At 71.7% G+C, this 12,418-nt stretch carries 12 protein-coding genes; 9 read left to right on the plus strand and 3 right to left on the minus strand.

Annotation, left to right across the window (positions count from 1 at the left end; translation table 11 throughout):
• Positions 1-195 precede the first annotated feature (195 nt).
• Both DVK06_RS06365 and DVK06_RS06370 read left to right on the plus strand, forming a co-directional pair.
• On the plus strand, positions 196-1,254 hold the full coding sequence (locus DVK06_RS06365; protein WP_121599702.1) for a DUF1611 domain-containing protein: 1,059 nt from the start codon (positions 196-198) through the stop codon (positions 1,252-1,254).
• The gene (locus tag DVK06_RS06370) at positions 1,251-2,297 is read left to right on the plus strand and encodes a dipeptide epimerase (protein ID WP_121599703.1); all 1,047 of its coding nucleotides are present in this window, start codon (positions 1,251-1,253) and stop codon (positions 2,295-2,297) included. Before DVK06_RS06365 ends, DVK06_RS06370 begins: the two co-directional genes overlap by 4 nt.
• A gap of 51 nt (positions 2,298-2,348) precedes the next feature.
• Here DVK06_RS06370 and DVK06_RS06375 read toward each other — a convergent pair whose 3' ends face one another.
• The gene (locus DVK06_RS06375; protein WP_121599704.1) at positions 2,349-3,236 is read right to left on the minus strand and encodes a PspA/IM30 family protein; all 888 of its coding nucleotides are present in this window, start codon (positions 3,234-3,236) and stop codon (positions 2,349-2,351) included.
• Positions 3,237-3,413: 177 nt separating this feature from the next.
• Here DVK06_RS06375 and DVK06_RS06380 point away from each other — a divergent pair, with 177 nt between their 5' ends.
• Both DVK06_RS06380 and DVK06_RS06385 read left to right on the plus strand, forming a co-directional pair.
• Positions 3,414-4,385 (plus strand): sugar phosphate isomerase/epimerase, encoded by a 972-nt coding sequence (locus tag DVK06_RS06380; protein WP_121599705.1) that lies wholly within the window; start codon positions 3,414-3,416, stop codon positions 4,383-4,385.
• A 25-nt stretch (positions 4,386-4,410) separates the two neighbouring features.
• Entirely contained in the window at positions 4,411-5,544 is a 1,134-nt protein-coding gene (locus tag DVK06_RS06385; RefSeq protein ID WP_121599706.1) for a Gfo/Idh/MocA family protein, read from the plus strand.
• Between the two features lie 45 nt (positions 5,545-5,589).
• On the opposite strand, the gene DVK06_RS06390 is transcribed toward DVK06_RS06385, so the two are convergent.
• Positions 5,590-6,057 (minus strand): type IV pilin, encoded by a 468-nt coding sequence (locus DVK06_RS06390; RefSeq protein WP_053771068.1) that lies wholly within the window; start codon positions 6,055-6,057, stop codon positions 5,590-5,592.
• 163 nt (positions 6,058-6,220) lie between these two features.
• On the opposite strand from DVK06_RS06390, the gene DVK06_RS06395 reads away from it, so the two are divergent.
• From DVK06_RS06395 to DVK06_RS06405, 3 genes are all read left to right on the plus strand, one after another.
• On the plus strand, positions 6,221-6,832 hold the full coding sequence (locus DVK06_RS06395) for a YIP1 family protein (RefSeq protein WP_077152253.1): 612 nt from the start codon (positions 6,221-6,223) through the stop codon (positions 6,830-6,832).
• Positions 6,833-6,906: 74 nt separating this feature from the next.
• Positions 6,907-9,045: an OB-fold nucleic acid binding domain-containing protein gene (locus tag DVK06_RS06400; protein WP_121599707.1), complete on the plus strand. Its 2,139-nt coding sequence runs from the start codon at positions 6,907-6,909 to the stop codon at positions 9,043-9,045.
• Positions 9,046-9,208: 163 nt separating this feature from the next.
• On the plus strand, positions 9,209-9,790 hold the full coding sequence (locus DVK06_RS06405; protein ID WP_053771065.1) for a DoxX family protein: 582 nt from the start codon (positions 9,209-9,211) through the stop codon (positions 9,788-9,790).
• Between the two features lie 81 nt (positions 9,791-9,871).
• Here the strand turns inward: DVK06_RS06405 and fer are convergent, their stop codons facing one another.
• On the minus strand, positions 9,872-10,528 hold the full coding sequence (fer, locus tag DVK06_RS06410; RefSeq protein WP_053771064.1) for a ferredoxin Fer: 657 nt from the start codon (positions 10,526-10,528) through the stop codon (positions 9,872-9,874).
• Between the two features lie 158 nt (positions 10,529-10,686).
• Between fer and fen the strand changes: the two genes are divergently transcribed.
• Complete coding sequence (gene fen, locus DVK06_RS06415; RefSeq protein ID WP_053771063.1) at positions 10,687-11,664, plus strand: flap endonuclease-1; 978 nt, start codon at positions 10,687-10,689, stop codon at positions 11,662-11,664.
• A gap of 223 nt (positions 11,665-11,887) precedes the next feature.
• Positions 11,888-12,271, plus strand: coding sequence for a glycine cleavage system protein GcvH (gene gcvH, locus DVK06_RS06420; protein WP_053771062.1), 384 nt, complete (start codon positions 11,888-11,890; stop codon positions 12,269-12,271).
• The last annotated feature ends 147 nt before the right edge of the window (positions 12,272-12,418 follow it).

Here is a 12,418-nt window from a genome sequence, read left to right on the forward strand (position 1 = left end):
CGCTCACCGCATCCCTCGCGCGTGCTCCTCGCGGCCTCCGCTTCGCTCCGGGCGCTCGCCGGCACGCGCCACCGCAGTTCGGTTATAAGTGTCGCAGCCGTCGTTCGGATCTCGTCGGACGGAATCGGCGCGGTCGAGTCGATCGCCCGGTCGACCCTCGACTCTTTTAACAACTCCCGGGGCGAGCGACCCATCATGGACCACGAGCGGATCGCCGTCCTCGCCCACGAGAAGTTCCCCGACCGCGCGAAGACCGCGCTCGGCGTGTTACGCTACGGCGACCAGGAGGTGTGCGCCGTCCTCGACCGCGACAGCGCCGGCGACCGCGTGGCGGACCACGTCGCCGACGTCTCCGACGCGCCGATCGTCTCGTCGTTCGCGGAGGCGCACGACGCGGCCGAAGGGGACCTCGACGCGCTGTACATCGGCATCGCGCCGATCGGCGGCGGCTTCGACGAGTCGTGGCGCGCGGACGTCGAGGCCGCGGTCGAGGCCGGCTGCGACGTGGTGAGCGGCCTCCACTACTTCCTGAACGACGACGAGGACCTGGCCGCGCTGGCCGCCGAGCACGGCGTCGACCTGATCGACGTGCGGAGGCCCGACGACGACCTCAGCGTGGCGACCGGGGCGTCCGGCGACGTGGACGCCGACGTGGTGCTCACGGTCGGGACCGACTGCTCGGTCGGGAAGATGACCGCCTCGCTGGAGATCGTCGCCGCCGCCCGCGAGCGCGGGATCGACGCCGCGTTCGTCCCCACCGGGCAGACCGGGATCATGATCGCCGGCTGGGGGAACCCCATCGACCGCGTCGTCTCCGACTTCACCGCGGGCGCCGTCGAGGAGATGCTCGTCGCGGTCGGCGACGACCACGACCTGCTCGTCGTCGAGGGACAGGGGAGCATCGTCCACCCCGCCTACTCGGCCGTCACCTGCGGCATCCTCCACGGGTCGATGGCGGACGGCCTCGTCCTGTGTCACGCCGCGGGCCGCGAGGTCGTCCACGGCTACGAGTCGTTCGACCTCCCGCCGCTGGCCGACTACGTCGACCTCTACGAGGACCTCGCGGCGCCCGTCCGCGAGACCGCGGTCGTCGCCGGCGCGCTCAACACGAAGGACGTGAGCGACGACGCGGCCGCCGCCGAGGCGGTGACCGAGTTCGGCGACGCGGTCGGGGTCCCGGCCGCCGACCCCGTCCGCGACGGCGCGGAGCGAATCGTGGACGGAATCGTCGACGCGGGGGTCGGCGGCCGATGAGCCTCGACGCCGAGTTCGAACGGGTCTCGCTGCCGCTCGACGACCCGTTCACCATCGCGCGCGGGACGCAGACCGAGGCGGAGAACGTGGTCGTGCGGATCACGGACGACGCGGGGATGAGCGGGGTCGGCGGGGCTGCGCCGTCGGCGCACTACGGCGAGACGGCCGACACCGTGACGGCGGTGCTGCCGGCCCTCCTCGACGCGGTCGAGCGCGTCGGCGACCCCCACGCGGTCCGCGAGATCGAGGCCGAGCTCCGGCAGGTGGTGAACGGCAACCCCGCCGCCCGCTGCGCCGTCTCGATCGCCGTCCACGACCTGGCGGCGAAGCGGCTCGGCGTCCCGCTCTACCGCCTGTGGGGCCTCGACCCGAGCGACGCGCCGAAGACCTCGTTCACGGTCGGGCTCGACGAGACAGAACGCGTGCGCGAGAAGGCGGCAGACGCCGTCGCGGCCGGGTACGACGTGTTGAAGATCAAGCTCGGCACGGACCGCGACCGCGAGCTTATCGACGCGGTCCGCGACGCCGCGCCCGAGGCCCGGCTCCGCGTCGACGCCAACGAGGCGTGGACGCCGAAGGAGGCGGTCGCGAAGAGCGGGTGGCTCGCCGACCGCGACGTGGAGTTCGTCGAGCAGCCGGTCCCCGCCGAGAACCCCGAGGGGCTCCGCTACGTCTACGAGCGGTCCGAACTCCCGGTCGCCGCCGACGAGTCCTGCGTCACCGCGGCGGACGTGCCCGCGATCGCCGACCGCTGCGACATCGCGAACCTGAAGCTGATGAAGGCCGGCGGCCTCCCGGAGGCCCGGCGACTGATCGCCGCCGCGCGGGCCCACGGCCTCGAGGTGATGTGCGGCTGTATGATCGAGTCGAACGCGTCCATCGCGGCCGCCGCGCAGCTCGCGCCGCTCCTCGATTACGCCGACCTCGACGGATCGCTGCTGCTCGCCGAGGACCCGTACGCGGGCGTCGACCTCGCTGACGGCGAGATCCGACTCGCGGACCAGGACCGCGCGGGGACCGGCGCGCGCCTGGCCTCGGACTGAACGGCTTGGAAACGAGAACCGAGAGGCGGGGACCGCGGGCGGGACGGGACCTCAGTTCCGCTGCTCGTCCGCGTCGGACTCCGACTCCTCTAGCTCGACGTCGAGCTCCTCGTCGAGACCGGCGCTCGAATCGCCGTCGAGATCGCTCTCTAACTCGTCCGCGTCGATCTCCGACTCGATGTCCGCCAGTTCGGCGTCGACGTCCTCGTCGCTGACGGCGTCGCCGTCGTCGGCCGATTCACTCTTCCCGAGCTCGCCCTTGAGCGTCTCCAGCTCGGCGTCGACCTCGCTGTCCGTCGAGAGGCCCTCCAGCTCGCGGTCGATGCTGTCCTTGTCGGAGAGCGCGTCCTCGAAGGCGCCGGAGTCCTCCAGCTCGTCCATCGCCTCGGCGCGCGCCTCCATCTCCTCGGTGCGCTCCTCGGCGCGCTCGATGGAGCGGCTCACGTCCTCCATCTCGTCGCCGACGCCCGTCATGGCCTCGGAGACGCGGGAGGAGGCCTCGGCCGCCTCGTAGCGCGCCTTCATCGTCTCCTTCTTCGTGCGGAACTCCTCGATGCGGTTCTGGAGCTTGTTCTTCTTCTCGACGAGCTGCTCCTGGGTGTTGTTCAGCTCGGCGATCTGGCCCTCCAGCTCCTCGATCTGGTTCATCTTCGACTTCTTCTTCTCGAGGGCCTTCCGCGCGAGGTCGTCGCGGTCCTGCTGGACCGCCTCGCGGGCCTGGCGGTTGTGCTTCTCGACGTTCTCTTCGAGCTTGCGCTTTTGAATCTCCAGGCGCTTCTTCTGGGTCGTCAGGTCGGCGATCCCCTGCTTGACGTCCTGGAGCTCGTCGCGCATCTGTTCGTAGGAGTAGTCGAGCGACTCCGTCGGGTCTTCGGCCCGGTTGAGGAGGGCGTTCACCTTCGAGCGGACGACGTAGGAGGCGCGCGAGAGGATTCCCATATCCCGTCATACGCGTTCCACCCGTTAAAACCTCATGCGGTTCGCGGCGGAGCGACGCGGTGCGGGGCGGAAACGCACGGTCACGGAGACGGCCGCGCGGCCGCCGGTCGACCGGAGGAGGCCCCGCCCGGCGGCGCCCCCTGAACACTTATCGGGGGCGTCGGTGTAGGCTCGCGCATGGACATCGGCGTGCTGACCGTCCCCCTCGGCGGCGAACCGATCGAAGACGCGGCCGCGTACCTCGACGGCCTCGGCGTCGACGCCGTCGAACTCGGCGTCGGCGGCTGGCCCGGCGAGGACCACGCGGACCGCGAGCGGCTCCTCGGCGACGGGGAGGCGCGCGACGAGCTGCGCGGCCTGCTCGACGGGCACGGGCTCCGGATCTCCGCGCTGGCGACGCACAACAACCCGCTCCACCCCGACGAGGAGCGGGCCGCGGCGGCCGACCGCGAACTGCGCGAGGCGATCGAGCTGGCCGACCTGCTCGGCGTCGAAACGGTGACCTGCTTCTCCGGGCTCCCCGCGGGCGCGCCAGGCGACTCGACGCCGAACTGGGTGACTGCGCCGTGGCCGACCGAGCACGCCGACGCGCTCGACTACCAGTGGGACGAGGCGGCGGTCCCGTACTGGCGCGACCTGGCGAAACACGCCGCGCATCACGGCGTCGACGTGGCGATCGAGATGCACCCGAACATGCTCGTCTACGAGCCGACCGGAATGGTCGCGCTGCGCGAGGCCACCAACGAGCGGATCGGCGCCAACTTCGACCCCTCGCACCTCTACTGGCAGGGGATCGACGTGACGGAGGCGATCCGGTTCCTAGGCGAGCGCGACGCGATCCACCACGTCCACGCGAAGGACACGCGGGTGTACGAGGCCAACTCGCGCGTGAAGGGCGTCCTCGACACGACGGGCTACGCCGAGGAGGCCGACCGCTCGTGGCTGTTCCGCTCGATCGGCTACGGCCACGGCGAGGAGCACTGGAAGGACGTGGTCTCGACGCTGCGGATGGTCGGCTACGAGGGCGCGCTGTCGATCGAACACGAGGACTCGCTCACCTCGGCGCGCGAGGGGTTAGAGAAGGCGGTCGACGTGCTCGACCGCGCCGTCTTCGAGACGGAGCCGGGCGACGCGTACTGGGCGGAGTGAGGCGGCGACCGAGGAATCCACGACAATGACCGACGAACCACTGCGGATCGGCGTACTGGGGTACCGATTCATGGGCAAGGCGCACGCGAACGCGCTGGCGCGGCTCCCGATGTTCTTCCCGGAGGCGCCCGAGGTCGAGCGGCACGCGCTCGTCGGGCGCGACGAGGAAGCGCTGGCCGAGGCGGCGGGGCGGTTCGGCTTCGCGAACACCGCGACCGACTGGGAGGCGGTGATCGACGAGGTGGACGTCCTCTACAACCTCGGGCCGAACCACGTCCACGCGGAGCCGTCGATCGCGGCCCTCGAAGCCGGGGTCCCCGTCCTCTGCGAGAAGCCGCTCGCGCCGACGGTCGAGGAGGCGGCGGCGATGCGCGACGCCGCCGCGGCGACGGGCGTCACCGCGGGGACCGCGTTCAACTACCGGTTCGTCCCCGCGATCCGGCACGCGAAGGGGCTGATCGAGGACGGCGAGCTCGGCGAGATCCGACAGGTCCGCGGGCGGTACCTCCAGGACTGGCTCGTCGACCCCGAGGCGCCGTGGGCGTGGCGGATGGACGCCGAGATGGCGGGGTCGGGCGCGCTCGGCGACCTCGGGGCGCACACCATCGACCTCGCGGATTTCCTCGTCGGCGGCCGCGTCGGCGAAATCGAGCGCGTGTCGGGGCGGCTCACGACGTTCGTCGACGAGCGCCCGGTCTACGACGAGGACGGCGAGGTGACCGAGTACCGCGACGTGACCGTCGACGACGCGTACGGCGCGCAGGTCCGCTACGAGTCGGGCGCGACCGGGACCTTCGAGGCAAGCCGCGTCGCCGCGGGCCACAAGAACGACCACACGGTCGCGGTCCACGGGACGGAGGGGAGTCTGAAGTTCTCCTTGGAGCGACTCAACGAACTTGAGGTCCTCCGCGAGGGGAACCGCGGCTACGAGACGGTGTTGGTCACCGAGGAGTCGGACCCGTACGTCGACCGCTGGTGGCCCCCCGGACACGTGATCGGCTGGGAGCACACGTTCGTCCACGAGAGCTACGAGTTCCTCTCTGCGGTCGCCGAGGGGCGGTCGTTCGAGCCGTCGTTCGAGGACGGCTACGAGGTCCAGAAAGTCCTCGCGGCGATCCAGCGCGCCGACGAGCGCGGCGAGCGGGTCGCGGTCGAGTGAGCGGTCGCGGGCGGGCGTCGCCCGGGGGTCGAACGCCGACCGGCCTCAGACGCCCACGGCGCCGCCCGCGGCGGCGCCCCCGTTCTCCTCGCTCCACTCCTCTATCGCGGAGTCCTCGCCGTTGTAGCTGCCGAGCGTCTCGCGGGTGTCGAACGCCACGGGCTCCCAGACGACCTCGAAGTTCTCGTTGCCGGTCGCGTTGGGCACGACGACCTGATCGCCCGGTCTGACGATCCCGTCGCCGGGCCACGCGCCGAACTGGACGTTGCCGTCCGGGTCCTCGCCGCGGACGTACAGCTCCTCGGCCGGCACCGGCTCGGGGCCGAGCGCGACGACGACGAGGGAGCCGTTCTGCTGTTGCCCCTCGAACTCGGCGTCCGGCGGGGCGACGCCGTCGATGAGCCCGAACACCGCCGCGCCGACGAGAGCGAGCAGCAGCACGACGACCCCGACCAGCAGCCCCGTCCCCGCCAGCGGGGTGAACCCTCGCTCGTCGTTGCTGAACGCGGCCATTCGAGCGACAGTCAGCGGGGGCCGCTATAAGGGTTTGCGCGCCGCGTATCAGCGCTGATAAGTCTGGAGGCGACCTCCCCGAACGCACGGGTCGACTCCGCGGACGGGACCGAACCGGAAACGGGTTATTCCGCGCGGTCGAACTGCCGTCGTGACCTCTCGGATGAGCGGTTCGTCGGGCGGTCGGCCTCGCGGCCCGCGGGGGATAGCGCGCACGTGGGCCGAGGTGCTCGTCCGGCCGCGGCGGGCGTTCGCGAACGGGATCACGCCCGGCGACCAGGCGCCCGCGCTGACGTTCGCGGTGGCGGTCGCCGCGGCGTTCACGCTCGGGTGGATCGCGTCGGACCCCGCCGCGATGCCCGTCGTCGTCCCCTCCTCGCCCCTGCTCTCGCAGGCCGTGGTCTTCCTCGTCGTGGTCGCGCTGGCGGCGCCGGTCGGCCTCCACCTGACCGCGGCGGCGGCGACCGTCGCCGTCGTCGTCGCGAGCGTCGAGATCGCCGACGGACATTTCTCCCTGCGGGACCGCGGGGGCGTGAGCGAGACGGTTCAGGCCGTGGCGTACGCGAGCTCGCCGATGGCGCTGGCCGGTCCAGCGATCCCGGAGCTCAGGGTCGCCTGCGGCGCGTACGCGGCGGTGCTTCTGTTCGTCGGCTTCCGCGAAGTCCACGGGCTGGGACCGCTCCGGACGGCCGTCGCCGCGGTGCCGCCGGCCGCGCTCGGCTACGGGGTCGGCTACCGCGCCGTGGCCGCCGCGCGAACGCTGCTCGGCGCGTGACGCGCCGGGCGCTCGCGCCGCCGCCAGCGGGCTTTCGACAACCGTTTTAGGCCCGAGACTCTCGGTGTACTCAAATGGGATCCTGTATCATCTGTGGCACCGACGTCGGGGGCGGTCGCGTCTGCGACTCGCACCAGGAAGACGTCGTGTTCGATTTCCGCGGCGACTCCCCCGACGACCTGGTTCCGAGCCGGTTCTACCGGGGGGTCGTCGACGGGTACGCCGAGTTCGGCGTGTTCGTCGACCTCGCGCCGGGCGTCACCGGGCTGCTCCACCGCTCCGAACTCGACCGCCGGCTCGACAGCCTCAGCTGGGAGCCGGGCGACGACGTGTTCGTCCAGGTGAAGGGCGTCCGCGACAACGGCAACGTCGACCTCGCCTGGTCGATCCGGCAGGCCGACCGCGAGTTCCGCGGCGTCCTCGTCCAGGAGTCCTCCGGGGAACACCTCCCCGACGAGGACCCGGACGACGAGCCGACGACCGAGGAGTCCGCCGAGACCGACGCAGAGCCCGCCGAGGCCGACACGGGCACCAAGACGGCGGCGCCCGAAGACGAGGCGACGGAGTCGGACGAGGCCGCGGAGTCCGACGACGAGACAGGGGTTGACACGGAACCCGCCGGGGGCGAGACGGAATCCGCAGAGCCCGAGACCGACGACGTCGCGACCACCGGCGACGAGGAGACGCCGGAGGCCGAGGGCGACGGGGAACCGGAGCGCGTGTCGATCGAGACGCTGGGGGACGCCGTCGGCGACGTGGTCCGGATCGAGGGCGAGGTCGTCGGCGTCCGTCAGACCGGCGGCCCGACGGTGTTCGAGGTAAGCGACGAGACCGGCGCCGTCGACGTGGCGGCGTTCGTCGAGCCGGGCGTCCGGGCGCACCCGGACGTCGAGGTCGGCGACGCGGTGCGGGTCGACGGGGAAGTCGAGAGCCACCGCGGCGACATCCAGGTCGAGTCCGAGGCGCTCGTCCTCCTCGACGGCGAGGCGGCCGAGGCGGTCCGCCGCCGCCTGGCCGAGGCGCTCACGGACGAGGCGCGGCCGGAGGGGCTCCAGCCGCTGGCCGGCGACGAGACGGTCGCCGAACTCGCCGACGGCCTCCTCGACGCGGCCGAGGCGGTCCGCCGGGCGGTCCTCGAATCGCGGCCGATCGTCGTCCGCCACCCGGCCACCGCCGACGGCTACGTCGCGGGCGCCGCGGTCGAGCGCGCCGTGCTCCCGCTGATCCGCGACGAGCACGCGAAGAGCGACGCCGAGTACCACTACTTCACCCGTCGCCCGCTCGACGAGCCGGTGTACGGGATGGACGCGGCCACCAACGACGCGACGCGGATGCTCCAGGACCGCGACCGCCACGACGAGAAGCTCCCCCTGTTCCTGCTCGTCGGCGCGGGCTCGACGACCGAGTCCGCCGACGGCATCGACCTGCTGTCGGTGTACGGGGTCGACGCGGTCGTCGTCGACGCCGCGGTCGCGGACCCGGAGACCCGGGACGCGGTCGACACGCTCGTCTCGCCGGAGCTGTCCGACGTGGGCGGCGACGAGACGCTCTCGACGGGCGCGCTCGTCGCGTCGCTGGCGTCGGCGATCAACGGCGAGGTCCGCGAGGACCTGCGGCACCTGCCCGCCGTGAGCTACTGGGCGGACGCCCCCGACCGCTACGTCGATCTCGCCCGCGACGCGGGCTACGACGCCGAGCGCGTCGCGGAGCTCCGCGAGGCCGTCGCGCTGGAGGCGTACTACCAGTCGTACCAGGACAAGCGGGAGCTCATCGCCGACCTCCTGTTCTCGGACGGCGGCGACCTCGCGGCGCACGTCTCCGAGCAGTTCCGCGAGAAGCTTGAGACCGAGATCCAGACCGCGGACGCGAACGTCGTGACCGAGGCGGTCGACGGCGTCGAGTTCGCGCTGCTCGACACCGACGGCTACACCCACCGCTACGACTTCCCGCCGACGCCGCTCCTGCTCGACGACCTCCACCGGCGGCGCGCAGACGGCGAACCGTTCGCGACGGTCGGCGTCGGCACCGACGAGCTGTACGTGCGCACGACCGCGGACGTCTCCGTCCGCGACGTGGCCGAGCGCGCGGCCGAGCTCGCGCCGAACGCCGACATCGCGACCGCCGGCGTCCGCGAGGGCAAAATCGAGTTCCTCTCCGGCGAGCGCGACGCGGTCGAGGACGCCGTCGTCGCCGCCGTCGCCGAGTCGTTCTGAGCCGCCGGGCCGGTTCGGTCCGGGCGTCCCCGCTCTCGGCCGTCAGCCCGAGGCGAATATGTTCGGCGGTTTTGAATTACGCTTCGCGTAGAACCGACGAGCATCGGCTCCGCCGGTAGATTATTGCTGGTGTATGAAACTTCCTCACGTGAGGTGTTACACAATGGCAACACAACCGTCGGAACGGACGCTTCGCGCGGACCTGCTCGGCCGCAACGTGGACTTCAACTACTCGGAGACCTGGCTGGCGTACTCGATGCTCGGACTCCGGGTCGTGATGGCGTGGGTGTTCCTCCAGGCGGGGCTGTCGAAGCTGTTCGAGGGCGGCCTCGCCGACCCGCTCGCGTGGAGCTCGGTCGGGTTCCTCCAGAACGCCGTCGCCGACGCCAACCCGCTCCAGGGGCTGTTCCTCTTCTTCGCGGACTACGCGGCTATCGTCGACCCGATGGTCGTGTTCGGACAGATCCTGATCGGGCTGGCGCTGCTGTTCGGCGTCTTCTTCCGGTTCGCCGCGCTGATGGGCGCGATCCAGATGTCGATGTTCTGGACCGCCGCGTGGCAGGGCGGACTCGTGGACGGGTTCCCGGTCGCGCACGGCTACTTCGTCGACAGTTCGCTCGTGTACCTGCTGCTCCTGTTCGGCCTCGGCGCGTGGGGCGCGGGCCGGATCGTCGGGATCGACCGGGCGTTAGAGGAGACGGAGCTGGTTCGAAACACGCCGGCGCTCCGGTACCTGCTGGGGTGAGTGAGAGGGCGTCGCCCGCGGTCGCCGGCGTTCGGCGTTCCGGGGACAACCACGGAGATTTTTGCGGCGCGCCGCAGGCGCTCAGCGGCGCGTGAACGGACCGGGCGGGAGGATGAGGTCGTCGAGCTCCGGCCGCTGCTTCACGTTGAACACGACCGACAGCTCGTCGGTCAGCGGGTAGCCGTTACAGGAGAGCCGGAAGCCGCGCTCGGCGAGGTCGTCGGGCATGATGTGGTCGGTCGGCTGCGAGAGCTCGCCCTCCGCGAGGTACACCGCGCAGTTCGCGCAGGCGCCGCCGCGACAGGAGAAGGGCCACGCGAAGCCGCTCCGCTCGGCCGCCTCCAGCAGGCTCTCGTCGGGGTGGACCAGCAACCGACCGTGGGCGTCGGGGGCGAGGTCGGCGTGGCCGGCCTTCCGGAACAGCTCGTCGTCGTCGAGCGACCAACCGTAGTCGACGACGGCCTCGTAGTCGAGGAACTCGACGCGGGTCGAGGCGGGCTCGCGCGCGTCGGCTCCCTTCGTGAGGTCCACGTCCGCCGGGTCGGCCCGGTCGTCGCCCTCGTCGCCGTCCCCGTCGCGCTCGGACAGCTCTCGGTAGGCGCGACGCACGAGCTGGAACTCGTCGAGCGATCCGCCCTGGTCCGGGTGCGCCCGCTTGACGCGCTCGCGGTAGGCCCGTTCGATCGCGTCGTCGTCGGCGTCCTCGTCGACCTCCAACACCTCGAACGGGGAGACCATTCAGTCAGGGGCTCGTACGCGCGTGACGCACATAAACTGCCCAGAAGTCGGCAGGCGAGTTCCGGTGGAAGGCGGACCGGACGGCAGCGGAGACGGACCGGGCGGCGCGGGACCGGGACCGGAGGGCGTTTAATAGCGGCGCGCCCCACTGACCGACGATGGGAAACGCCGACCTGCGCGACCTCGCGTCGATCCGCGACGTCCCCTTCGCGGACATCGAGGGGAGCGTCGTCGCCGTCGACGCGCACAACTGGCTGTACCGCTACCTCACGACCACGGTCAAGTGGACGAGCGACGAGAAGTACACGACGGCCGACGGCGTCGAGGTCGCGAACCTCATCGGGGTCGTCCAGGGGCTCCCGAAGTTCTTCGAGCACGACCTGATCCCGGTGATGGTGTTCGACGGCGCCGTCACGGACCTGAAGGCGGACGAGGTTGCCGAGCGGCGCGAGAAGCGCGAGGCGGCTGAGGAGCGCAGGGCCGCCGCCGCGGAGCGCGGCGACGCCGTGGAGGCGGCGCGCCTGGAGGCCCGCACCCAGCGGCTCACCGACGCGATCCAGGAGACGACCCGCGAGCTGCTCGAACTGCTCGACGTGCCGGTCGTCGAGGCGCCCGCGGAGGGGGAAGCGCAGTGCGCGCACATGGCCGCGACCGGGACCGTCGACCACGCCGGCAGCGAGGACTACGACACCCTCCTGTTCGGCGCGCCGACGACGCTCCGCCAGCTGACGAGCAAGGGCGACCCGGAGCTGATGGACCTGGCGGCGACGCTCGACGACCTCGGACTGGACCGCCAAGAGCTCGTCGACGCCGCGATGCTCTGCGGCACCGATTTCAACGAGGGGGTCCGCGGGATCGGACCGAAGACGGCGGTGGAGTCGATCCGCGAACACGGCGACCTGTGGGGCGTCCTGGAGGCGCGCGGCGCCGAGATCCAGAACGCCGAGGCGGTCCGAGAGCTGTTCATGGACCCCCCTGCCGAGGACGTCGCGGTCGACGCCGACGTGAACCCGGACGTCGAGGCCGCCCGCGAGTACGTCGTCGACGAGTGGGGCGTCGCCGCGGACGAGGTCGAGCGGGGGTTCGAGCGCATCGCGGAGTCGCAGGTCCAGACCGGGCTCGACCGCTGGACCTGACGGGGCGGCGCGACGCGGGCTCGGGCCGGCGATCCCCGGCTCGACCGCCGCGAACACACCTTTTATTTCCTCGTCGCCGGAAGGGTGATCCACACGTGTCGCGGACCGCCATCCGATCGCGGACGCCGCCCGCAGCCGACCGACGGGTCGCCCCCGGCGACGGCGCCGACGGCCCGGCGCCCGTGCGGCCAGGCCTCCGAGCGGACCGCGGCGACCCTGACCAATGAGCTTCGACGTTCCCGACGACAGACGGTACCTGGAATCGCACGAGTGGGCGACGACCGGCGGCGACGCGGTCCGTATCGGCGTCTCCGACTTCGCGCAAGACGAGCTGGGCGACGTGGTGTTCGTCGAACTCCCCGACGTCGGCGACGAAGTCGCCGCCGGCGAGTCGTTCGGCGTCGTCGAGTCTATCAAGGCCGTCTCCGACCTGTACGCGCCCGTCTCGGGCGAGGTCGTCGCGGTCAACGAGGCCCTGTTCGACCGCCCGGAACTCGTCAACGAGGACCCGTACGGCGAGGGGTGGATGCTGGAGGTCGCCCCCGCCGCGGACGGCGAGGCCGACGGCCTGCTCGACGCCGACGAGTACGACGACCAGATCGCGTGACGCCGGGGACACCCCGGAGCGCGGACCGCGGACACCGGACGACACACCCATCCGACACACGAATATGACCACGCCACCTTCCGACCTCACTTCACCCCCGAGCCGACGAGTCGAACCCGGACGGGCCGCCGACGGACGACCGAACCG

Origin of the sequence: Halorubrum sp. Atlit-28R (assembly GCF_003665955.1) — an archaeon.
Classification (GTDB): domain Archaea; phylum Halobacteriota; class Halobacteria; order Halobacteriales; family Haloferacaceae; genus Halorubrum; species Halorubrum tropicale.

What these genes read in the sequence shown, in the direction of transcription:
- DVK06_RS06365 (WP_121599702.1), top strand. Translation starts at nt 196, where the DNA reads ATGGACCACGAGCGGATCGCCGTCCTCGCCCACGAGAAGTTCCCCGAC.
- DVK06_RS06370 (WP_121599703.1), top strand. Translation starts at nt 1,251, where the DNA reads ATGAGCCTCGACGCCGAGTTCGAACGGGTCTCGCTGCCGCTCGACGAC.
- DVK06_RS06375 (WP_121599704.1), bottom strand. Translation starts at nt 3,236, where the DNA reads ATGGGAATCCTCTCGCGCGCCTCCTACGTCGTCCGCTCGAAGGTGAAC.
- DVK06_RS06380 (WP_121599705.1), top strand. Translation starts at nt 3,414, where the DNA reads ATGGACATCGGCGTGCTGACCGTCCCCCTCGGCGGCGAACCGATCGAA.
- DVK06_RS06385 (WP_121599706.1), top strand. Translation starts at nt 4,411, where the DNA reads ATGACCGACGAACCACTGCGGATCGGCGTACTGGGGTACCGATTCATG.
- DVK06_RS06390 (WP_053771068.1), bottom strand. Translation starts at nt 6,057, where the DNA reads ATGGCCGCGTTCAGCAACGACGAGCGAGGGTTCACCCCGCTGGCGGGG.
- DVK06_RS06395 (WP_077152253.1), top strand. Translation starts at nt 6,221, where the DNA reads ATGAGCGGTTCGTCGGGCGGTCGGCCTCGCGGCCCGCGGGGGATAGCG.
- DVK06_RS06400 (WP_121599707.1), top strand. Translation starts at nt 6,907, where the DNA reads ATGGGATCCTGTATCATCTGTGGCACCGACGTCGGGGGCGGTCGCGTC.
- DVK06_RS06405 (WP_053771065.1), top strand. Translation starts at nt 9,209, where the DNA reads ATGGCAACACAACCGTCGGAACGGACGCTTCGCGCGGACCTGCTCGGC.
- fer (WP_053771064.1), bottom strand. Translation starts at nt 10,528, where the DNA reads ATGGTCTCCCCGTTCGAGGTGTTGGAGGTCGACGAGGACGCCGACGAC.
- fen (WP_053771063.1), top strand. Translation starts at nt 10,687, where the DNA reads ATGGGAAACGCCGACCTGCGCGACCTCGCGTCGATCCGCGACGTCCCC.
- gcvH (WP_053771062.1), top strand. Translation starts at nt 11,888, where the DNA reads ATGAGCTTCGACGTTCCCGACGACAGACGGTACCTGGAATCGCACGAG.